General features: G+C 36.8%; 20 protein-coding genes. 13 read left to right on the top strand and 7 right to left on the bottom strand.

All coding sequences use genetic code 11. The features are described from left to right. Window positions 1-11 precede the first annotated feature (11 nt). The 5 genes from CYP28_RS09365 to rarD (CYP28_RS09385) are packed head-to-tail and all read right to left on the bottom strand — an operon-like array spanning window position 12 to window position 5,383. Window positions 12-1,208 (bottom strand): McrC family protein, encoded by a 1,197-nt coding sequence (locus CYP28_RS09365; protein ID WP_103593961.1) that lies wholly within the window; start codon window positions 1,206-1,208, stop codon window positions 12-14. Window positions 1,209-1,224: 16 nt separating this feature from the next. Next, window positions 1,225-3,123: an McrB family protein gene (locus tag CYP28_RS09370; protein ID WP_103593962.1), complete on the bottom strand. Its 1,899-nt coding sequence runs from the start codon at window positions 3,121-3,123 to the stop codon at window positions 1,225-1,227. A 56-nt stretch (window positions 3,124-3,179) separates the two neighbouring features. Next, a complete protein-coding gene (locus CYP28_RS09375) occupies window positions 3,180-3,632 on the bottom strand; it encodes an aryl-sulfate sulfotransferase (RefSeq protein WP_103593963.1) in 453 nt (150 codons plus the stop codon). After that, a complete protein-coding gene (gene rarD, locus CYP28_RS09380; RefSeq protein WP_087578873.1) occupies window positions 3,625-4,512 on the bottom strand; it encodes an EamA family transporter RarD in 888 nt (295 codons plus the stop codon). Before rarD (CYP28_RS09380) ends, CYP28_RS09375 begins: the two co-directional genes overlap by 8 nt. Further along, entirely contained in the window at window positions 4,496-5,383 is an 888-nt protein-coding gene (gene rarD / locus CYP28_RS09385; RefSeq protein WP_084107873.1) for an EamA family transporter RarD, read from the bottom strand. Before rarD (CYP28_RS09385) ends, rarD (CYP28_RS09380) begins: the two co-directional genes overlap by 17 nt. Window positions 5,384-5,528: 145 nt before the next feature. Here rarD (CYP28_RS09385) and CYP28_RS09390 point away from each other — a divergent pair, with 145 nt between their 5' ends. The 12 genes from CYP28_RS09390 to lpxD all read left to right on the top strand — a co-directional run bounded on the left by CYP28_RS09390 (window position 5,529) and on the right by lpxD (window position 18,054). Then, the gene (locus CYP28_RS09390; protein WP_103593964.1) at window positions 5,529-6,869 is read left to right on the top strand and encodes a class II 3-deoxy-7-phosphoheptulonate synthase; all 1,341 of its coding nucleotides are present in this window, start codon (window positions 5,529-5,531) and stop codon (window positions 6,867-6,869) included. 23 nt (window positions 6,870-6,892) lie between these two features. Beyond that, complete coding sequence (locus tag CYP28_RS09395) at window positions 6,893-7,849, top strand: NAD(P)/FAD-dependent oxidoreductase (RefSeq protein ID WP_072594292.1); 957 nt, start codon at window positions 6,893-6,895, stop codon at window positions 7,847-7,849. A 2-nt stretch (window positions 7,850-7,851) separates the two neighbouring features. Then, window positions 7,852-10,104, top strand: a complete 2,253-nt coding sequence (locus tag CYP28_RS09400) for a vesicular transport factor Uso1p (RefSeq protein WP_103576855.1) — start codon at window positions 7,852-7,854, stop codon at window positions 10,102-10,104. After that, a complete protein-coding gene (locus CYP28_RS09405) occupies window positions 10,101-10,808 on the top strand; it encodes a tRNA1(Val) (adenine(37)-N6)-methyltransferase (RefSeq protein ID WP_103593965.1) in 708 nt (235 codons plus the stop codon). Before CYP28_RS09400 ends, CYP28_RS09405 begins: the two co-directional genes overlap by 4 nt. Then, window positions 10,805-11,170 carry a YkgJ family cysteine cluster protein gene (locus tag CYP28_RS09410; protein WP_103593966.1) on the top strand — a complete coding sequence of 122 codons (366 nt, stop codon included), beginning with the start codon at window positions 10,805-10,807 and terminating at the stop codon, window positions 11,168-11,170. The genes CYP28_RS09405 and CYP28_RS09410 overlap by 4 nt, the downstream gene beginning before the upstream one ends. Beyond that, window positions 11,149-12,414 (top strand): tetratricopeptide repeat protein, encoded by a 1,266-nt coding sequence (locus CYP28_RS09415; protein ID WP_103593967.1) that lies wholly within the window; start codon window positions 11,149-11,151, stop codon window positions 12,412-12,414. The genes CYP28_RS09410 and CYP28_RS09415 overlap by 22 nt, the downstream gene beginning before the upstream one ends. Further along, a complete protein-coding gene (trpC, locus tag CYP28_RS09420; RefSeq protein ID WP_103593968.1) occupies window positions 12,411-13,196 on the top strand; it encodes an indole-3-glycerol phosphate synthase TrpC in 786 nt (261 codons plus the stop codon). Before CYP28_RS09415 ends, trpC begins: the two co-directional genes overlap by 4 nt. Continuing rightward, a complete protein-coding gene (locus CYP28_RS09425; RefSeq protein ID WP_021091390.1) occupies window positions 13,196-13,678 on the top strand; it encodes an HIT family protein in 483 nt (160 codons plus the stop codon). The genes trpC and CYP28_RS09425 overlap by 1 nt, the downstream gene beginning before the upstream one ends. Then, complete coding sequence (gene mnmH / locus CYP28_RS09430) at window positions 13,665-14,672, top strand: tRNA 2-selenouridine(34) synthase MnmH (RefSeq protein ID WP_103593969.1); 1,008 nt, start codon at window positions 13,665-13,667, stop codon at window positions 14,670-14,672. Before CYP28_RS09425 ends, mnmH begins: the two co-directional genes overlap by 14 nt. 270 nt (window positions 14,673-14,942) lie before the next feature. After that, the gene (locus tag CYP28_RS09435; RefSeq protein WP_258032488.1) at window positions 14,943-16,637 is read left to right on the top strand and encodes an acetolactate synthase large subunit; all 1,695 of its coding nucleotides are present in this window, start codon (window positions 14,943-14,945) and stop codon (window positions 16,635-16,637) included. A gap of 2 nt (window positions 16,638-16,639) precedes the next feature. Further along, a complete protein-coding gene (gene ilvN / locus CYP28_RS09440; RefSeq protein ID WP_258032489.1) occupies window positions 16,640-17,101 on the top strand; it encodes an acetolactate synthase small subunit in 462 nt (153 codons plus the stop codon). Continuing rightward, window positions 17,101-18,054, top strand: a complete 954-nt coding sequence (lpxD, locus tag CYP28_RS09445) for a UDP-3-O-(3-hydroxymyristoyl)glucosamine N-acyltransferase (protein ID WP_103593972.1) — start codon at window positions 17,101-17,103, stop codon at window positions 18,052-18,054. Before ilvN ends, lpxD begins: the two co-directional genes overlap by 1 nt. A gap of 146 nt (window positions 18,055-18,200) precedes the next feature. On the opposite strand, the gene CYP28_RS09450 is transcribed toward lpxD, so the two are convergent. Together CYP28_RS09450 and pta are read right to left on the bottom strand one after the other, a co-directional pair. Beyond that, window positions 18,201-19,397 (bottom strand): acetate kinase, encoded by a 1,197-nt coding sequence (locus CYP28_RS09450; RefSeq protein ID WP_103593973.1) that lies wholly within the window; start codon window positions 19,395-19,397, stop codon window positions 18,201-18,203. A 1-nt stretch (window position 19,398) separates the two neighbouring features. Next, complete coding sequence (gene pta / locus CYP28_RS09455; RefSeq protein ID WP_103593974.1) at window positions 19,399-20,766, bottom strand: phosphate acetyltransferase; 1,368 nt, start codon at window positions 20,764-20,766, stop codon at window positions 19,399-19,401. A 68-nt stretch (window positions 20,767-20,834) separates the two neighbouring features. Between pta and flgH the strand changes: the two genes are divergently transcribed. Further along, window positions 20,835-21,542 (top strand): flagellar basal body L-ring protein FlgH, encoded by a 708-nt coding sequence (gene flgH, locus CYP28_RS09460; protein WP_103593975.1) that lies wholly within the window; start codon window positions 20,835-20,837, stop codon window positions 21,540-21,542. Window positions 21,543-21,780 lie beyond the last annotated feature (238 nt).

A 21,780-nucleotide genomic window follows, 5' to 3' on the forward strand; every position in this document is an offset into this window, starting at 1 on the left:
GACTTTTAAAGTTATGTTAGTAAATTTGCGTTATTTTCATCTTTTTCAAGTTCAAAATATAAAATTTCAAGTTGCATATTTTTTTCATATTCAAATTTCATAGGCTCTTGTTGTATGCCGTCTATCTTTGGATAGATGAGGTATAGCTTGCCGTCACACTGATGCTTTTTTCCGTAAGCATATAGCTGATACAAGTCGGCTTGTGAGATATTATTACTTGAGCTTATGATCTTCCATTTTGTGTCAGCTATAAATTTGCTTTCTAAAAATATATCAGGCTTTAGTCTAAAGCTCCTTGGATTTTCTACGAGGTGTTTTTCTGAGTGTTGCAATATAATATCTGGAAGCTTTTTCTTTATGAAATTTCCGACATAGCTTTCAAAAAGCGTATTCATATCAAACAGCAAAGCAAAGGCCACATCGTTACCTCTATACGGGCCAAACGACTTGTTTTGTAAAAATATCTTGCTCCATAAAAGCGCTTGCTCATAGTGTTTTGTTTGGCGATTTAGTTTTAAGCGGCTAAAGTCCGCGTTTATATCGGAGCTAGATAAAATTTCATCAAAAATAAATAAATATTCCCTAATAAGCCGTTGATTTTTGCTTGATTTTGAGCGTCTGTATAAAAACTCGAGCGTACTTTTTATGAGGCGATTTTCGGCTCTATCTATGGAAAATTCCTGATAACAAACGTAAAATCTCTCTTTATGGACGATATTTTTACGTATTTGCTCCGAGATTTTAAGCTTTCCTTTTAAAAATTTTAGGTTATCTTCTAGCTCTATGTAGTCGCTTTTTATTCCTATTTTTATGAGTTTTGATACTTCGTCGAGGAACATTGATATAAAAATTTCAAAAAGCGGTAAATTTAGGCTTTTTAAATTCGCTATGTTTATATTTTTAAATGGATGATTTTTTAAAGTTTTTAACATTCTCAGTAAAATTCTTTTAGAATTTTCTACCGCTTCTTTATTGCTGCCATTGTCGTTATCATGGATTTTTGGAAGTATCTCAAGGCTATCGCCACTTTTTGTCTGGATGATACCGACGTAGTTTTGAGCTTGTAAAAAATCGCCCTTTTTGTCTCTGCCGGGCCTTAGAAACTCTACTGTGGCAAAATTTTCTCTAGTAAATGCATCTACTGCGTTAAATAGGTCTTGGTCGTCTTCCGGGCGAAATTTTTCAAACTCTATTAAGTATTTGGTCATTGCTTTGCGTTTTTTTTCATTCGTAAATTTTTATATAGCTTTGAGGATTGTTGAAAATTTCTTGGTCGCTTATCTCGTATAAGACTTTATCGTCTATATCGTCGATTTTTGATCCAAATAATTCTTTTACAACCATATTTTTCTTGACTTTAATAAACTGCAAATCCTCATCTTTTTGATTATCGCCCAGAACTAGTCTTATTTTCTCCCAATCGTCATAAAAATACTCTTGTAGCAGCGGTAAAATTTTGTTTTTAAAGACATTTGCAAGCATTTCCATGTCTGACACATTTATAAAATAAGCATGTCCTATCGTGTGATCTCTGTCGTAAAGATACTCTATGCGCTCGTTTATCATTTTTAGCATTTTGCCTATATTTATACCTTCGATATTTATTTTGTTTAGTTTGTCATATTCTGGCATCATCTCCACAAACTCAAACCTTCTTCTAAGTGCTGTATCCATAAGGGCTATGCTTCGATCTGCTGTATTCATAGTGCCTATTATGTATAAATTTGAGGGCACTCCAAATTTTTCTTTTGAGTATGGCAGCTCTACTATTATCTCGTCATCTGCTCCGATCCTTTTTGACGGCTCTATAAGAGTTATGAGCTCACCAAAAATTTTAGATATATTTCCGCGGTTGATCTCGTCGATGATCAATACTCGCTTTTCTAATTTTCTATTTGATTTTTCCATATAGTATTCAACCAAGTACGTGAACAAATTTGTATAGCCGTTTACTATGTATTTTTCAAGTATTTCTGGATTTTTGTCTGCCGCGCTCTTATTTTTAATATCTTCTATTGTGATAGATCTGTTTTTTAATAATCTCACTAATTCTTCTATAAGATAAATCGGAACAGGGATTTCTCCTGGGATATTTTTCTTCTTTAGTTTTATAAGTTCGGTCCCGGCATAAGAGATCGTATAGCCTTCTATTGTGTCTCCTATGTTAAAAATAGTATTTTTACAAATATCCTTAAAGATACCATTTGTTATTTTGTATTCCAGTCCTTTACCTTGACTTTCTTTGTCAAAAACAGGTTTTATTCCCTCCACAAATTCCTCATACCCATAGCTTTGATGAAATGTTACAAATTTTATTTGTCCGCTTTGTATATATTCATCAAATTGCTTTTTTAGAGCTTTCCTTTTTTCTTCGTCGTTGATTTCTTCTTCACCAACTTTTTTCCCTCTTATTATTTCGATAGCTTTTGCTATTGTGGTATATGTCTTTCCTGTGCCTGGAGGGCCATATAAAATTTGATTAAGGGGACTAGTTGATTTTTTGTCATCATCGGTCATTTCATATCCTTTTTTATCACTATTATTTTGTCTGTTGTGTTCTATGTTTTTATAAAATTTTTCACATGTTAGATAATATACATTTGTTAATGCCTTAAGTAAGCTTGTGTAGTCAAGAGTTGTGAAATTTTCTATATTTTCTATAGCAAAAAATATATTTCTTTCCCATGAGAATTTACCAAGCTTAAAGCCTTCCACATTTATCTTTTTGCATTCGGTTTCTAAAAACTCATATATTGCGTCTTTTTGTCTTTTTTCTTCATTGTTTATATTATCTTTGATCAGATCTATAGATATATAAAAATTGGCAGGCTTGGCCAAGACTGCAAAACAAATAATCAAATTTATATCATCTCGAATTCCAAAAGGCTTGTATCTATTCCATATATACTCTGAAATATTTCCACTATTCTGCCATTTTCCATGATCTATAATTTTAAATCTATTAAAAATATCATCAGAAAAAGTTATTAAATTTTTACGAAATTTACTTAACTTATCATACGTTATTTTGTCGTCCGAGCTGTATTTTGTATTTTTGGCGTATCTATTTTTGTAAAAATCAAATCCTTCTAATATTTCATTTTTTAAACTATCGCTTATCATGTTCCCATCCTTAGTTTTTTTGTTATTTTATAGCTTTAGACCTTTTGAATATCTTTTCACAACTCATCAAATTCTCTTTTTAGTTCGTCTCTTAGCTCTTCGGCTCTATTTTCACCGTTTTTGAAATTTATCTTTATAAAGCCATCAAGCTCGTCCAAGATCGCAAAGAGTTCGCTCTCCCAGCTTAAATTCTCTTGCTTTGATAAAGTTTCTAATTTTTCTCTTATTTGCTCTAAGGCATCTAATGCTTTATCCTTCTCAGACTCACTATTTAGCGCATCTTCAAATAAAATATCTTGCCTTAAGGAGTTTATTTTTTTTAATATTACATTGCAAAATTTTGGATATTTCTCAGCATTGCTTAAATTTTCTAAAACCTCTTGCGCAGCCTTTTGATAAGCTGGAACCGCTCCCTCTTCGTCGAGCTTTCTGGTTAGTTTTTGTATCTGAAAATATAAAATAAGCGCTGCAAAAAACGCAAGTAGCAAATAAATCGTCACATTATTCATTTTTACTCCTTTTTCTAAATTTATCTATGCTAATTATCGCAAGTGCCAGCCAGATCATACAAAACGAGATGACCTTGTAGCCGTCTAAATTTTCGCCGTAAATGAAGACCGCACAAAGAATCGCGATGGTCGGCGAAATGTATTGCAAGTAGCCGATCGTGGTTAAATTTATCCTTGTTGCAGCTGCGTTAAATGCGACAAGTGGCACGATGGTTACGATGCTTGAGGCGATCATTAAAAGTGAGTCTTCATTTAGTCCAAAGTGGCTTTTACCTAAAAATGCTATGTAAAAAACGTAAGCAAGTGCAAATGGGAACATAAAAAATGTCTCTATAAACAGCCCGTTAAATGCGCTAATCTTTGCCATCTTTCTAACTGCTGCGTAAAATCCAAATGAAAGTGGCAAGATAATGGAAACTAATGGCAATCCACCTTGGGCATAAATTTGTACGCTAATGGCTAAAACGACTATGCAAATGGCTAAAATTCCGCTTTTATTTAGCCTTTCTTTAAAGATGATAACACCAAGGAGCATGCTTATTAGTGGATTTATAAAATAGCCCAAGCTTGTGTCCAAAATTTTGCCATTGCTAACTGCATAGACATAAACGCCCCAGTTTGTAGTGATAAATATGCCACTCAAAAATAGGATTTTTAGCGAACGAATATCTTTAAGTAAAGTAAAAATTTCGCCAATTTTGCCACTAAAATAAAGCACTCCAGCCATTAAGAAAAATGACCAAATGACTCTGTGGGCTAAAATTTCATAAGCATCGACATCTTTGCTAAAGAGGTTGAAATAAACCGCCAAAAACCCCCACATAAAAAAGGCGCTAAGCGCGAGAATAACGCCTTTTTGGCTCTCATTTAGTCTTGGTATTTTTGTCGCCTTTTATAGAATTTATACTATCTATCATCAAAAGTGTGACCGAGATGGCTAGGCAGATCATTAAAAAGTATGAGCTTTTCTCCAGTCTCTCGCCGATAGCAAATGAGACAAAAAGCATCATTATAGGCTCAAAATATGTAAGCAAACCTAGTACATTTATCGGCACGAGCGTGCTTGAGAGGATCTGGGCGATGAGGGCTATGCCGCTGATAGCACCAAGCAAGATGAGCAGATAGTAGATGTTTGGATTTTGGCTCATCACGTAGTTCATATCGGCTGTGAGCGCAAAATAAAATGAGAATAAAAACATAAAAATTATCTCTATAACAAAGCTTGAGAAATTTGCAAGGTTGTAGTACTTTCTAATGGCAAAATAGACTGGATAAAGGCAAAAAACTACAGCGCTCTCCCACGAGATGCCGCCGCTTAGTATAGCTGTGCTAAAGACGCCAAGGGCTGCAAAAAATATCGAGGCTAGCTTTGTTTTTGAGAGGTGCTCTTTAAAAAATATCCGTCCAAAAAGGACCATGACTATTGGCATGATGAGGTAGCCTATTGATACCTTTAGTGCCGAGCCGTTGCTTGGCGCCCAGAGATAAAGCCACATCTGAAATGAGACGATGAGCGAGGTAGCAAGCAAAACTAGTAAAATTTTAGGTTTTAGCTTTATTTTTAGAAGTAAAAATTTGAAATTTCGCTGCTGTTTTAACAAAAAAATGGCGGCGATGACAAAAGGCATGGCAAAGATCATGCGGTATCCAATAAGAGCTTGCGTGCTGATGGGGTTCATGAGCACCGACATGTAGTAGATGCAGTTAAACAAAACAGATGCCAAAAGCGAATAAAATATGCCTTTTATCATGAAAAAAATCTTCTCTTTTTTTGGGTAAATTTAAAGTAGCGATTGTATGCAAAATATCTTTAATAACCCATTAATGGCTTTTATTTTTTAAGTTTGCCGTGATATAATCAGCGTCTAATTTAAGGTAAAAAAGATAGGAAAATAAATGACTTGGAACCGCGATAGCTGGAGAGAATTTAATATCTTGCAACAACCAAAATACCCAGATTTAAAAGAGCTTAAAGAGGTCGAAGAAAAATTAAAATCACTTCCTCCTTTGGTCTTTGCTGGCGAGGCTAGAAGCTTAAAAGAAGAACTTGCAAAAGTTTGCAATGGCGAGGCATTTTTGCTTCAAGGTGGCGACTGCGCTGAGAGCTTTACAAATTTTAATGCAAACAACATCAGAGATATGTTTAAGGTTTTACTTCAAATGGCGATAGTTTTAACCTTTGCTGGTGGCTATCCAGTGGTCAAAGTGGGCCGCGTGGCAGGGCAGTTTGCAAAGCCTAGAAGTAGCGATTTTGAAGAGATAAATGGCGTTAAGCTTCCAAGCTATAGAGGTGACATTATAAATGGCTTTGAATTTGACGAAAAGGCAAGAGTACCTGATCCAAAACGTATGATAGAGGCGTATTATCAAAGCGCATCTACGATGAACTTACTTAGAGCCTTTTCAAGAGGCGGTTTGGCCGATCTTCATCAAGTGCATAAGTGGAATTTAGGCTTTGTCAAAAAGCCAGAGATCGGCGAGAAATACGCAAAACTAGCTGATGAGCTAACAAAGACGCTTTCATTTATGGCAGCTTGTGGTATCACTTCAGCAAATACGCCAGTCATAAATCAAACCGCGGTTTATACATCTCACGAGGCACTTTTACTACCTTATGAGGAGGCATTGACTAGGGTTGATAGTCTTAGCGGTGAGTGGTACGACTGCTCGGCTCATATGCTTTGGATAGGTGAAAGAACGCGTGGTATAAATGACGCTCACGTACATTTTTTAAGTGGTGTGAAAAATCCTATCGGCGTAAAGATCGGACCAAGTGCAAAGGCTGAAGATGTCGTCGCGCTTGCAAATAAGCTAAATCCAGAAAATGAAGCTGGCAGACTAAACGTGATAATCAGAATGGGTGCTGATAAGATAGGCGAAAATTTACCAAAAATTTTAAGAGAGCTAAAGCGAGAAGGGCTAAATATCGTTTATAGTATCGATCCGATGCATGGCAACACCGTAAAAACCTCAAATAACTACAAAACTAGAGAATTTGACAAGATAATAAGCGAAGTTAGAAGCTTTTTTGAAATTCACAAAGCTGAGGGCACAAGGGCTGGCGGCGTACATCTTGAGATGACAGGACAAGACGTGACTGAGTGCACGGGTGGGGCATTAAATATCACTGAAAGCTCGCTTGAGCAAAGGTATGAAACACAATGTGATCCAAGGCTAAATGCTGATCAGGCACTTGAGCTTGCGTTTTTGATGGCTGATCTAGTTAAAAAAGCTTAAAATTATAAAATTTGGAGAAAAAGATGGTAAATGTTTATGATCTAATCGTTGTTGGTGGCGGACCCTGTGGAATTGCTAGCGTAGTTGAGGCAAAAAGAAATGGCTTAAATAACGTTTTGCTTCTTGAAAAAGGTGATAATCACAGCCAAACGATAAGAAAATTTTATAAAGATAATAAACGCGTAGATAAAGAGTATAAAGGGCAAGATAGCACGATACATGGCGTAGTTTCATTTGAGGATGGCACGAAAGAGAGCACGCTTGATTATTTTGATAAGCTGCTTGATACTGAAAAGATTGAGGCTTTTTTTAACTCTGAAGTAGAGAGTGTGAAAAAAGATGGAGAAATTTTTAAAGTAACTACCTCAAAAGCCGTCTATGAAGCTAAAAATGTGATGATATCAATTGGCAAAATGGGACGACCAAATAAGCCTGATTATAAAATCCCGCCTTCACTAAACTCGGTTGTAAATTTTAACCTTGATAGCTGTACGAACGGCGAAAAGGTGCTTGTTGTAGGTGGCGGAAACTCAGCAGTTGAGTATGCGATCGAGCTTTGCCAATACAATAAAACCACAATCGCTTATAGAAAAGATAATTTTAGCCGCGTAAATGAGACAAATTTAAGCGCACTTTGGGAGTTAGAAAAGCACGGTAAGATAAAAGTTAGACTAAATCACGATATAAAAGAGATAGATAACGAATCAGGCAAAGTTAGAGTACATTACGAAAATGGCAAAATTCGCGTTTATGATAGAGTTGTCTATGCAATAGGCGGCTCAAGTCCGGTTGATTTTTTACAAAAATGTCAGATAAAAATCGATGAAAAAGGTACTCCAATAGTTGATAGTAACTACCAAAGTAGCGTGCCAGGACTTTATGTGGGCGGTGACATCGTGCTAAAAAATGGCGGCTCAATAGTCGTTGCTCTAAATCACGCTCATCACGTCATAAAAGACATTTTAAAGGGCAAGGCATAAGCTTGATAAATAAAATTTTACTAGCTATTTTTTGTTTGATAGCTGGCTTTTGCCTATCGTTTTTTAAATCCCCAAAAGAAGATGAGACATCAAAAGATGCTAATCAAACGATTTATTCTATAAATTTTGATAATTTGCCAGAAGAAGAGAGACAAAAATACATCAGTAAAGACGATCTTTACGAATATGGCGGATATATAACTCCAAAAAGCTATATCCAAAATTTTACTGAAACGAACGATCAAAATTTATCACATAATGTAAATGAACTTCAAGAACAAGTTCGTGAGCTAAGTAAAAAAAATAAAATTTTAGCTGCTGATAATGTTGATATCAGCGAGAAAAATTTAGACTTTATAAGCAAAATTTCAGAGATGAAAAAAAATATCGAAAATGAAAAAAATGAGATAGTTGAAAAAAATCAAAAGACGCTTGGCGAGCTTGAAACACAACACTTTGAAAATATACAAACTCTCACAAAACGGCTAAATGAAGCTCAAGCTGATATGATAGAGAGCTCAAAAGCCTATGAAAAAAAGATAATAGACCTTGAAAATGCGATAAATGAGGCGAAAAATGGCGATGAAAGTAAGGTAAAAGATATCGAAGCAAATTTTGCTAAATTTAAAGAGGCGGCTGAGGCAAATTATACGGCTTTAAAAGAGCAAAATATAGAGCTAAATACGACACTGACTCAAAAAGACGCGCTAATAAAAGAGTATGAAAATACTCAAAATGAAAAAGATAAAAACGAAAAAAAAGAAATTTTGCTTTTAAAAGAGGAGATCGAGCGAGCAAAGAGTGACGCTAAGACACAAAAATTTAGCTACGAAAAAGAGATAAATGTACTAACTGATGGCTTTGAAACGCAAAAGAGTGTTATGGAGGATGAGCTTTCAAAAAAGGCAAATAAGATAATTGATCTTGAGGAGGCTCTTGAGTCAAGCAAGACCGCCTTAAAAGACAGAATTTATGAGCTTGATGAGATAAAGAAAAATTTAAACTCAAAAGATTTGGCAGTTGAAAACTATAATGGTAAAAATTTAGAGCTAAACGCCTCTCTTGCGGCACTTCATAAAAGTTTTAATGATTTAAAAGAAAAAAATCTTAAAAGCGAGCAGGAAAATAAACTCGCAAATGAAAATATAAGCTCGCTTAAAAAAGAGCTTGAACGGGTAAATTTGATAAATAAAAAGCTAGAGAAGCAAAATTTAGATGCAAATGCAAGTTTAAGTGAGCTAAATAAAAAGCTAAATTTAAGTGAAGAGAACCTTAAAAATGCACGAGATGAGCTAAAGACGCTTGATATAAAGACGAATAAATTTTTAAAAACTTTGTTTGAGCAAAATCAAACTATCTCTTTGCAGACCCAAAAGCTTGGTTTAAATGACAGTGAGTTAAAAAATTTAAGTGCAAAGATAAATTTAAAAGATGAAAAGATAAAAGAGCTGGAAAATAATCTCACGCAAACAAGCCAAATGCTAGCAGCAAAGCAAAGTGAGCTAGAAGCTCAAAAAAGGACGCTAAAGATCGATATGCAAAATTATGAAATTTTGCGTCAGCAAATAAATATTTTGCAAAAAAAGATAGCCGATACGTCAGCTCTTTTTGCTGATAGCAATAAAAGTGGTGGTAAAAATTTACTAAGCTTACAAAATGAGCTTGAAAGCGCAAAACATAAGTTAAACGAGAGCAATAAGACGATTGAGAGGTTAAATTCTAAAATAAATGAACTTAGCTCATCTAGCGTAAAAGGAAGTCCAGTAAATGCCAAAATTATCGAACTTCAAAAAGATATCGAGCAAAATTTAAATAGGCAAGATGAGCTTGAAAATGAAAATGTGAATTTAAAAAATATCTTGCAGGCGACAACTAAGCCAGAGACGCCAACAAAGCTAGTTTTGATCTCTAGCCTTGAGTGTGATGACATGGACGCGAAAGATAAGGTTAGCGTGATGTGCAAGAATAGAGTGAGCGAATTTTTGCAAAGATTTAACTCAAACTACCTTTATGAGATAATTCCGATCGTAGATAAGAAAAATTTTGTCATCCCGTCAAATGTGGCTCAAAGCATCAAAAAAGACGATCTTGGCAGGCTAAATAACTATGTAAATTATGGCGTTGGTAAAGAGCGCGCAAAGGCAGCAGCCGAGCTTATAAAAGAAGAATTTGGCGATTTTGCAAGGATCAGCTTTAGCTCAGAAGTGATCGTAAAAGATGTCACGCGTGGCTTTATCATCAAGGTTTATAGATGATCTTGGCTCAGCTAAAAAGTGGCTATCGCTACAACAGCGATACGCTGGTACTTTATGATTTTATAAGATCAAGTTTGAAAAATTTTTCAGGCAGGATTTTAGACGTTGGCGCAGGGTGCGGGGTACTTGGGCTTTTGCTTAAACGCGACTTTAAAAATTCCAGCCTAAGCTTGCTTGATATCTTGCAGATAAATGGTGAAATTTCTAAATTTAATGCCAGTAAGAATGGCTTGGAGGCAGAAATTATAAATGCTAATTTTGCAGATTTTAAAGATAGTGAGAAATTTGACCTCATCGTATCAAATCCGCCATTTTATCACGAGGGTACGAAACAAAGCGAAGATGAGCATATAAAAGCTAGTAGATACACAAGTTCTTTGGGTCTAAAAGACTTTATAAGAGGCGTAAGCATAAATTTAAAACCTCACAAAAGGGCATTTTTTTGCTACGCACCTGATGATCTTAGTCGGATCGCAATGTGCCTAAAAGAGTTTAAACTAAATTTAGTAAGCCTAAAATTTATTCATACAAAGGCTGATAAGCCAGCAAATTTAGCCTTATTTGAGGTAAGAAATAATTCAAACTCAAAGCTAAAAATTTTCCCACCTTTAGTGATGAGCGAAAATGGCTCGCATACAAAAGAGGCGATTGAAATTTTTAAAAAAGCTAATACAAACAGCATTGATTATCAGGAACTAGCGTGAGGGTGCAAGGCTTTAACTATGAGTTTGATGCGAGTTTTTGCGAGAGCTGTGGTGGCAAGTGTTGCACGGGAGAGAGTGGCTACATTTGGATAAACGAAGAAGAAATTTCAAAATTTTGCACAGCATTTAATATGAGTAAAGATGAGTTTGAAAAGCAGTTTTTAATAAGAGTTGGGCTAAGGTGTAGCATAAAAGAGAAGCCCTATGAAGATGGCTTTGCTTGTGTATTTTTTGATGAAAAAAATAAAAACTGCTCAGTCTATGAGCTAAGGCCACAGCAGTGTAGGACCTTTCCGTTTTGGAATTATTTTAAAAAAAATTTAAAGGAGCTAAAAGCAGAATGTATTGGCGTAAAATTTTAGTATTTTTTATGAGCGTATTTTTTAACTCGCAGCTACTTTTGGCTGACGATAATAAAAGTATAAATTTACGTCTAATGCAGGCTTTATTGTTTCAAGATAGCGGAGATGTGAATGCTAGCATTCAAGCTTACTCAAACATTTTTAAAGATACAAATCAAAAAGCTTATTTAAAAGAGGCGATCAAACTCGCCTTTGCTACAAAAAATGAAAATTTAGATGCTTTGATAAATGAAGGTGAAAAAAGCTTAAAAGACGATAGCGATTTTATCCGTATAAAGGTGGCAAATTTAGTAAATCTTTCAAAGCTAAATGAGGCTAAAAGCTTAATGCAAGAGCTTGCTACAAAAGAGCCAAATGCTCAAAATTTACTCATGCTTGGCACTATTTGTATGATGCAAAATGAAACAACGACTGCGCTAAAATACTTTGAAGAGGCATACTCGCTAAAGCAAGAAGAAGAAAATTTGCTCCGTATCGTTGATATTTTGATAAATCGCATGGATAAGATAAAAGATGCTACAAAATATCTTGAAAAATTTAGAGATGAACAAGGCTGCACGCTAAAGACTTGCGAGCTTTTGGCTGAAATTTACTCCCAGCAAAGAAATTTCCCAAAAGTGATTGAGCTCTTTGAAGAGCTTTATGAGCTAAATCACGACACTTCGTATATTGATAAGATCGTGCAGTTTTTTATCTATGATAAAAATTACAAAGCAGCAATTGAAATTTTAAAAAAATATAGCTACAACGATGTGGCACTTATGGATCTTTATGCGGCGACTAGTAATTTTGGTGACGCATACATACTTGCTGTTAAAATTTATAACGATAGCAGGGATTTAAATTTTTTAGCAAAAGCCGCGATTTACGAATACGAGATGAATAAAGATACCTTGAACAAACAAAAAATGTCTGAAATTTTAGACAAATTTGAAGCTAGCGTGCCAAAGCTAGAAAATGATATGTTTTTTAACTATTATGGCTACTTGCTGATAGATCATGATATTGACCCTAGAAAGGGTATAGAGCTTGTGCAAAAAGCGCTTGATATCTCGCCTGAGTCACCTTATTACGAGGATTCGCTAGCGTGGGGATATTTTAAGCTTGGTGAGTGCAAAAAGGCAAAGGGCATTATGCAGCATGCGATGAAAGATGTTGATTTTAGAGCTTCAAAAGAGGCAAAAGAGCATTTGCACCTAATAGAGCGCTGTATAATAAATTTAAACAAAAGGCTTAAAAAATGATACTTGATGAGATAATTAAAAAAACTAAAGATGATCTTGAAAAAAGAAAGGCAGACTTCCCTGAGGAGTGGCTTGGCCGCTCGCTCGCGTATAATCCATACGTGCCAAGAGATGTTTTAAGTGCGCTTAGAGCAAGTCAAAATGAGCCGATAAAAATCATAGCCGAGATCAAAAAAGCAAGCCCAAGCAAAGGTGTGATAAGAGAAGACTTTGAACCAATAAAAATCGCTCAGGAGTACGAGCCATACGCAAATGCCTTTAGTATCTTGACTGAACCACATTGGTTTAAAGGCAACATCGAGTATATCACTCAAGTCCGCCGCTACGCCTCAAGGCCGATCCTTAGAAAAGATTTTATCGTTGATAAGTATCAAATTCTTGAAGCTCTTGTTTATGGGGCGGATTTTATCTTGCTCATCGCAAAAGCACTAACTCAAAATGAGCTAAAAGAGCTTTTAGACTACGCTCATCATTTAGGTCTTGAAGTTTTGGTTGAAACTCACGACGCGAGTGATGTGAAAAAGGCTATCTTTGCAGGAGCAAATATAATAGGCATAAATCATAGAAATTTAGATGATTTTACGATGGATATGAGCCTTTGCGAGAAGCTCATACCACTTTTGCCAAATGACAAGATAATAGTCGCTGAAAGCGGTCTTTACCAGCATGAACAGCTTAGAGAGCTAAGCAAAATAGGCGTAGATGCCTTCTTGATAGGAGAGCATTTTATGAGACAAGATGATATAAAAAATGCCGTCAAAAAGATAAAGGAGGGCGAGTAATGCAGCACCTTTGTGCCCCTTGGAGAAGCGAATACTTTAGCGCTAAAAAAGATAGCTGTGTTTTTTGTGATGTTATAAACTCAGATGATGATGATAAAAATGGTGTGCTTTTTCGAGCTAAACATTGTTTTGGGATTATGAATTTATATCCGTATTCTCCAGGTCATTTTATGATAATACCAAATCAGCATACCGACAAGATCGAAGAGCTTGATGAGCAGACTTGGTTTGAGATGAGTAAATTTGTAAGGCTTGGAGTTGAAATTTTAAAAAAAGAGCTTTATGCTAATGGCGTAAATATAGGTATGAATTTAGGCAAGGCCGCAGGAGCTGGCATAGCTGAGCACGTGCATTATCACCTTGTGCCAAGGTGGAGCGGGGATACAAATTTTATAACCACCATCTCTGATGTGAGAGTAAATGGCACGCCATTTCATCCGCTTTTTGAGAAACTAAAAAAGGCATTTAGTGCCGTTATTTGAGCTTGATGTAGACCAGTGGCTAGAAAAAAGAAGCTCTTTTGAAATTTTAATAGACGCAAGATCGCCGCATGAATTTTTATATTCACACATAAAAGATGCTATAAATTTATATGCTTTAAATGATGCAGAACATAAAGAGGTAGGCACGCTCTATAAAAGCGATAGATCCATAGCAAAGAGCCTTGGCGCAAAATATATCTGCAAAAATTTACAAAATATCATTGATGAGGTTTATAAAAGAGCCAAGGTTGGTTCAGCTATTGGCATCTACTGCGCTAAAGGTGGGCTTAGATCAAATTCTATTGGCTATGTGCTAAGCATGATAGGATATAGAGTTTTTAGGCTTAGTGGTGGCTATAAAGCTTATAGAAATCACGTTTTAGAATTTCTAAATCGACCTTTAAGTACAAAATTTATCACTCTTTTTGGAAATACTGGCTGCTACAAAAGCAAGCTCATAAGGGCTCTAAGCCCGTCAATAGACCTTGAAGCTATGGCAAATCATTTAGGCTCTGTCTTTGGAGCGATAAATGGCGCGCAGCCAAGCCAAAAAAGCTTTGAAGATGCGTTGTTTGAAAAACTTATTACACTAAAAGATGAAATTTGCTTTATCGAAGGAGAGAGTAGAAGGATCGGCTCACTTACTCTTCCAAAGAGCCTTTATGAGGCGATGCGAAATGGTATAAATGTCGAAGTGAGCGCAAGTTTAGAAAAAAGAATTTCTTGTATAGTAGATGACTATAAAAGTGTGGATAAAGCTTTTTTTGACGAGTGTATGAAGAAAATTTCGCCATTTATTGATAAAAAAGCTAGAGATGAAGCTATAGCTAAATTTAATGAAAATGACACTGCCAAAGTAGCTGAAATTTTACTTACAAAATACTACGATAAAGTCTATAAGAAAAATAAAGATATTAATGTTTTTATAAATTATAACGACTTTGACGAAGCTGTTAAAAAGCTAAATGATATAAAAAATGAAGCAAAATTTTAGGCTTAGTTTAATTAAAAAATTAAGCCTAAAATTTATACAAATGAGTTTTAGCTCTTAAAATTTTATAGTCTTTGCTCACTTAAATTTATCGATTTTACTAAAAATAATATGTTTAATTTTATGTAAAATTTTTTGTATTATTCTTCTAAACTAGTTAAAAATTTTTCAAGAAAATCAAAGCAATACCTAAAATTCGCTAGAAAGTTAAAATGGATTTAAAATGCTTTGGGATATAATCTGCGATAAATTTATCAAAAGGCTAAAGTGATGATAAAACAGATTTCTGGTTCACAGATGATAAGCGAGGCCTTGCACGAAGAGGGTGTTGAGATAGTTTTTGGCTATCCTGGCGGTGCAGCTTTAAATATCTACGACGAAACATACAAGCAGACTTATTTTAAACACGTTTTGGTTCGCCACGAGCAAGCAGCCGTTCACGCAGCCGATGGATACGCTAGAGTTAGCGGTAAAGTCGGCGTTGCTTTTGTGACAAGTGGTCCTGGCTTTACAAATGCTGTCACAGGCCTTGCAACAGCTTATAGTGATAGTATTCCAATCGTGCTTATAAGCGGTCAAGTACCAACATTTATGATCGGTACAGATGCTTTTCAAGAGATCGATGCGGTCGGCATTTCACGCCCCTGTGTTAAGCATAACTTTTTAGTTAATAGCGTTGAAGAGCTACCTCGCATCATAAAAGAGGCGTTTTACATCGCAAGATCAGGCCGTCCAGGACCGGTTCATATCGATATCCCAAAAAATATCACATCAAGACTTGGTGACTTTGTCTATCCAAAAGAAATTTCTATTCCAAGTTACAAACCAACCTATAAGGGCAACTCAAAACAGATAAAAAAAGCAGCAGTTGCGATAAATGAAGCTAAAAGGCCGCTTCTATACATCGGTGGTGGTGCGATCGCATCTGGAGCTAGTGATATTATCCGTAAATTTATGAAAAAAACTGGTATCCCAGCGGTTGAGACACTGATGGCTCTTGGTGTGCTTGACGCAAAAGATGAGCTAAATTTAGGCATGGCAGGCATGCATGGTAGCTACGCTTCGAATATGGCACTTAGCGAGTGCGACCTTCTTATCTCGCTTGGAGCTAGATTTTGTGACAGGATCACTGGCAAGACGGATGAGTTTGCCAAACATGCAAAGATTATCCACATCGACATCGATCCAAGCTCTATCTCAAAGATCATAAACGCTCACTATCCAATCGTTGGTGATCTTACAAACGTGCTAACCGAGCTTTATGAAGAAGTCAATGCAAAGCCTGAAAACTACGCACCTTGGAGAGAAATTTTAGATAGATATTCTAAACTAAATCCACTTGGCTACACAGATAGCGACAAGGTCTTAAAGCCACAATGGGTCATCGAAGAGACCGCAAAGATAGCAGGAGCTGATGCGATAATCTCAACAGACGTCGGACAGCACCAAATGTGGGTGGCGCAGTTTTATCCGTTTAACCGAGCAAGACAGCTTGTCACAAGTGGCGGACTTGGCACAATGGGATACGGCCTCCCTGCAGCGATTGGCGCAAAATGTGCAAAACCAGACAATCTTGTTATAAATTTTACAGGCGATGGCTCAATACTTATGAATATCCAAGAGTTAATGACGGCTCATGAGATAAATATGCCTGTCATAAACATAATTTTAAACAATAACTTCTTAGGCATGGTTCGTCAGTGGCAGACATTTTTTTATGAAAAACGCTACTCATCAACTGATCTTAGCTTACAGCCTGATTTTGTAAAGATCGCTGAAGGATTTGGCGGTATTGGCTTTGTTTGCAAGAGCAAGGATGAGTTTAGAAAGGCTTTAAAAGAGGCGATCGATAGCAAAAAATCAGCGATGATTGATGTTAGGATCGACCGCTTTGAGGACGTGCTTCCTATGGTTCCAGCTGGAGCTGCGATTTATAATATGATATTAAAGAGCAAGGAAGAAAAATGAGTATCAGAAGAACGATTTCGGTTATAGTTTTAAATGAACATGGCGTTTTGGCTAGAATTTCTGGGCTTTTTGCAGGTAGGGGCTACAATATCGACACGCTTACAGTTGCTCCGATACCTGAGAGCAACTTCTCAAGGCTGAGCATCGTAACTAGTGGCGACGAGAGAGTTTTAGAGCAGATCGTAAAACAGCTTCATAAGCTCATACCAACGTATAAAGTCATAGAAAGTGGCGAATTTGTCGAAAAAGAGATGGCTCTTGTGAAAATTCCGCTTGGTGAAAATTTTGCTGGCCTTGAAGCGATACTAAAGGCATACAACGGCATCGTGACAAACACAAATGAAAACTATATCGTTGTCATGGTGGCTGACGATGTGAGTAGGATAGAGAGTTTTTTAAAATCGATAAAGAAATTTAACCCAGTTGACGTCGTACGTGGCGGATCTGTGATAATGGATATATGATGAAACTAAGTGAAATAGCCTTAAAAGTAAATGCTACTTTTAGCGGAGAAGATATAGAAATTTTTGCTCTAAATTCTTTAAAAAATGCAAATAAAGCTGAGCTAACATACTGCGACGGCGAGAAGAATGCAAAATTTATAAGTACGTCAAACGCTGGAGCCATCTTGGTGACAAAATCGCTTTTAGACTTGGTGCCAGTTGGCATGGTCGCACTTGTCTGCGATAACCCACACCTTGCATTTGCCTTGCTTAGTAAAGATTATGCTAAGCCGCTTTTTTGTGAGCCAAAGCCATCAAATATCGCCAAGAGTGCAAAGATAATGCCAAATGTCTACATAGGCTCAAATGTGAGCATTGGTGAAAATACGATAGTAATGGGTGGGGCATTTTTGGGCGATAATGTGACTATCGGCAAAAACTGCATCATCCACCCAAACGTAGTCATTTATAACGACTGCGTCATCGGTAACGAGTGTCATCTGCTGGCAAACTGTGTGATCGGAAGCGATGGCTTTGGTTATGCACATACAAAAACTGGCGAGCATGTAAAAATTTATCATAATGGCAATGTTGTTTTAGGCGATTATGTCGAGATCGGTGCTTGCACGACGATAGATCGTGGTGTTTTTGAAAGCACAGTGATCGCAAACTACACAAAGATAGATAATCTCGTTCAAATAGGCCATAACTGCGAGCTTGGAAATGGCTGCCTAATCGTCTCACAAACTGGCCTTGCTGGCTCAACAGTGCTAGGCAGAAACGTTGTAATGGGCGGACAAAGCGGCTCAGCTGGTCATGTAAAAGTGGGTGACTTCGCGCAGATCGCTGCACGTGGAGGCGTTAGCAAAGACCTACCTGGCGGCAAAAAATACGCTGGAGCTTATCCGATAATGGAGCTTTCAGATCAGTTTAAACTCCAAGCAAAAATTTTGAGATTTTTTAAGAAGAATTGATTGCAAGCTTTTGCGAGCTTAAAATCGCAAAAGCTTTTTATCTCGTAGCCTAAAAATGCTAATTCTATTTTAAAACTAATTAGGCTTAAAATTTATATATCAAATCTGGCAAAATACAAAATAACTATTTTATTTTAAACATCTATTTATTTGGCTTTGCTCTCTTTTATTACTCTAGCCGTTTCTATTGCGATTTCTAACTCTTCGTTTGTTGGGATGATGAGTGTTTTTATCTTAGCGTCATCCCCGTCTATGCATCTCTCGCCTCGCATGTCTTGGAAATTTAGATCGTGATTTATGTGAATGCCAAGATGTTTTAATTCATCACAGATTTTTTGCCTTGTATTTGGTGCGTTTTCGCCGATACCGCCGGTAAATATGAGCGCATCAACGCGTCCTAAAATGGCGTAATATGAGCCAATATATTTTTTTACTCGGTAGCAAAACATATCAAAAGCAAGCTTTGCTCGCTCATCATTTTGCATTTTAGCCACAACCTCTCTCATGTCGCTTGAGCCACAAATTCCAAAAAGTCCGCTCTTTTTATTTAAAAAGTTATCGATCTCGTTCCACTTTAAAACGCCGATATTTAGCAGGTAAATGACCACAGCTGGGTCCATATCGCCGCTTCTTGTGCCCATTATGAGCCCTTCAAGTGGGCTAAGACCCATCGAGGTATCGATACTTTTACCATTTTGTACTGCACAGGCTGAGGCGCCATTTCCTAGATGAAGCGAGATGGCATTAAATTTATCAAATTCTATGTCAAGCATTTTGGCCGCTTGCTTACAGACGTATCTATGCGAAGTGCCGTGAAAGCCGTATTTTCTTATGTGATGAGTCTTGCAAACGTCATAAGGTAGAGCGTAGCGGTAGGCATACTCTGGCATACTTTGATGAAATACCGTGTCAAAAACGACCACGTGAGGTACGTTTTTGCTCTCTTTCATTGCGTTTTTGATGCCAGCAAGGTGTCCTGGGTTATGAAGAGGGGCAAGTGGGCTTATCTCCTCGATCTTTTTGATGACACTCTCATCAACGATCATCGAGCTAAAAAAGCTCTCGCCGCCGTGAACTATCCTGTGTCCGATGCCGTCAAGCTCGCTTAGATCGTGCAGAGTGTGTGAAGTAACAAAGAGCTCGTTCATCGCCTCAAGTCCGTCATGGTGGTCTTTTATAAAGCGTTTTATCTCGTAGATTTCGCCATTTGCTTTTAGCACCGCTCTTGAGCTGGAGCTACCGATTTGCTCTATTAGACCGCTTGCTAGACTGGTTTTGGTATCCATTGCAAAAAGTTGAAATTTTATTGAGCTACTACCCGAGTTTAAAACCAAAATTCTCATATTATTCTCCTGCTTGTATGGCGCTGATTAAGATAGTATTTACCACGTCTTCAACGAGGCAACCGCGGCTTAGGTCATTAACTGGCTTTTTTAATCCTTGAAGTATTGGACCCACAGCTAGAGCGTTTGCGCTTCGCTGAACTGCTTTATAACAGATATTTCCGCAGTTTAAATTTGGAAAGATAAAGACATTTGCATGCCCAGCTACATCAGAGTTTGGCATCTTTTTGCTAGCGACACTTGGCTCGATAGCTGCATCAAACTGAATAGGTGCTGCGATTTTTAAATTTGCATCAAGCTCGCTCGCCTTTTTGGCAGCCTCTTTTATAAATTCTACATCAGGCCCGCTACCACTATCAGCCGTAGAGTAGCTTAGCATGGCGATCTTTGGGTTAAGACCAAAGGCGCTTGCCGTTTGAGCGCTGCTTAGCGTTATGCTAGCTAGCTCATCTGCGCTTGGATTTGGCGTGACGGCGCAGTCGGCAAAAAGCAAAATTTCTTCTTCAAGCGCCATAAAAAATGCCCCACTTACCACGCTTACATTTGGCTTTGTTTTTATGATCTGCAAAGCTGGGCGGATCGTATCAGCCGTGCTCATCGTAGCGCCACTTACCAAGGCATCGGCTATGCCTTCATGAATTAGCATCGTAGCAAAGTAAATTTTATCTTTAGCAAGTGCGTTTGCCTTGACTTCGTCCACGCCTTTGTGCTTTCTTAGCTCATAAATTTTCTTTGCAAATTCGTCTGTCAGCTCATTTTGTTCTGGATTGATCACTTTGGCTTTGCTTAAATTTAGCCCCAAAGCGGTCGCTTTTTTTGAAATTTCATCTTCAAGTCCTAGCAATATTATATTTGCTGCACCTTTTTCTAGCACGATGTGAGCTGCTTTTAAAATTCTCTCATCGTCGCTCTCTGGTAAAACAACGGTTTTGTTTGCAACTTTAGCTCTTTTTAGAAGCAAGCTTTGAAATTTAAATGGTGTGATGATATCTGCTTGATAGTTTAAAATTTCATCGATCTTATCGGTGATTAGAAGCTTTGAGTTTAGATTTAACGCCCTTAGCTCGCTTGCGTTTTCATCAAAAACTGGTGCGTTTAAATTTCTTGCTAGCTTTAAATTTAGCTCGCTTTTGCCAAAGACACTAAAGCTCTCACAGCCAAGAACTATGACAAAGTCGCTTTTAGCTTTTAGCTCTTCAAATTTATCTATAAATTTTAGAAAAAATTCTTTTTCATTTAAATTTATTAAGTTATTTTTATCGTTTTCATCTGGGATTATCTTAAAAATCTCAACTTTTTTGAATTTTGTAGCTATAATTTCTTGCAGATGTGCTAAATTTTTGTCTGTAAAAACGTAACAACTTTTCATTTGCGACCTTTTTAGGAACTTGAATTGCTTAATTTTAGCACAAAGATACTTATTTTAAGGCATTTTTTATGAATCATAAAACGATTTGGCTCGTCTTATCTGCGGGCATTATTTGCACTGGCTGCACACCAAGCGCTGATCCTCATATCAATATGAAACCTCCAGTTTATGTCGAGCAACTTCCTTCAAAAGATAGTGGAACCGGACAAAGCAATGCCGGTAGCCTCTTTGGCAAGGGCGAAAATCCTCTTTTTTCAGATAGAAAGGCGATGAATGTAAATGACATCGTGACGATCATCATCTCAGAAAATGCAAGCCAAACTTCAACTGGAAGTAAAAGTACAAATAAAGATAGCGCTATCTCGCTTGGTGGCGGTGTATTTACGGCTGGAGCCGCTCCACTTTCAAATATAGCTGATAATCTAAATAAATACGGCGATATCGGCTTTAAAGCAGGTGGCGGCAATAAATTTACAGGAAGTGGCACGAGCAACAGAAGCGAGAAATTTACCGCAACCATTTCAGCCAGGATCATAAAAATACTAAATAACGGCAACTATTTCATAGAAGGTAGCCGCGAGCTACTTATAAACGGCGAAAAGCAGATCATGCAAGTAAGCGGCGTTATCAGACCTTACGACATCTCACAAAACAACGAAATCGACTCAAAATATATAGCTGATGCCAAAATTTTGTATAAAACCGAGGGCGAGCTAGACAAATCTACCAAAAAACCTTGGGGCACAAGGCTTATGGAAGCTATCTGGCCATTTTAATGCAACTTTAAAAGCCTAAATTTAACCCGTTTGGGCTTTTAAAAATTCATATCTCAAAAATTTCTCTCGCCTTAAATATGCTAAATTTTTAAAAATTATAGTTGATATTTACTTTCAGAATAATATGCTTAAAATATTGAAAATTCATCAAAACAAAATAAAATTTTTCAAAATATTATTTTTTATATTTTGAAAATATATCGCAAAAAAAGGGATTTTAAATTTTTTAGTTAAAATT

Origin of the sequence: Campylobacter concisus (genome assembly GCF_002914195.1) — a bacterium.
Classification (GTDB): domain Bacteria; phylum Campylobacterota; class Campylobacteria; order Campylobacterales; family Campylobacteraceae; genus Campylobacter_A; species Campylobacter_A concisus_M.

Excerpts from the sequence above, each read along its gene's own strand:
- CYP28_RS09370 (WP_103593962.1), bottom strand. The coding sequence starts at position 3,123 with ATGATAAGCGATAGTTTAAAAAATGAAATATTAGAAGGATTTGATTTT.
- CYP28_RS09375 (WP_103593963.1), bottom strand. The coding sequence starts at position 3,632 with ATGAATAATGTGACGATTTATTTGCTACTTGCGTTTTTTGCAGCGCTT.
- CYP28_RS09365 (WP_103593961.1), bottom strand. The coding sequence starts at position 1,208 with ATGACCAAATACTTAATAGAGTTTGAAAAATTTCGCCCGGAAGACGAC.
- CYP28_RS09450 (WP_103593973.1), bottom strand. The coding sequence starts at position 19,397 with ATGAGAATTTTGGTTTTAAACTCGGGTAGTAGCTCAATAAAATTTCAA.
- CYP28_RS09415 (WP_103593967.1), top strand. The coding sequence starts at position 11,149 with ATGTATTGGCGTAAAATTTTAGTATTTTTTATGAGCGTATTTTTTAAC.
- CYP28_RS09390 (WP_103593964.1), top strand. The coding sequence starts at position 5,529 with ATGACTTGGAACCGCGATAGCTGGAGAGAATTTAATATCTTGCAACAA.
- CYP28_RS09405 (WP_103593965.1), top strand. The coding sequence starts at position 10,101 with ATGATCTTGGCTCAGCTAAAAAGTGGCTATCGCTACAACAGCGATACG.
- flgH (WP_103593975.1), top strand. The coding sequence starts at position 20,835 with ATGAATCATAAAACGATTTGGCTCGTCTTATCTGCGGGCATTATTTGC.
- pta (WP_103593974.1), bottom strand. The coding sequence starts at position 20,766 with ATGAAAAGTTGTTACGTTTTTACAGACAAAAATTTAGCACATCTGCAA.
- CYP28_RS09395 (WP_072594292.1), top strand. The coding sequence starts at position 6,893 with ATGGTAAATGTTTATGATCTAATCGTTGTTGGTGGCGGACCCTGTGGA.
- trpC (WP_103593968.1), top strand. The coding sequence starts at position 12,411 with ATGATACTTGATGAGATAATTAAAAAAACTAAAGATGATCTTGAAAAA.
- rarD (WP_084107873.1), bottom strand. The coding sequence starts at position 5,383 with ATGATAAAAGGCATATTTTATTCGCTTTTGGCATCTGTTTTGTTTAAC.
- lpxD (WP_103593972.1), top strand. The coding sequence starts at position 17,101 with ATGAAACTAAGTGAAATAGCCTTAAAAGTAAATGCTACTTTTAGCGGA.
- CYP28_RS09425 (WP_021091390.1), top strand. The coding sequence starts at position 13,196 with ATGCAGCACCTTTGTGCCCCTTGGAGAAGCGAATACTTTAGCGCTAAA.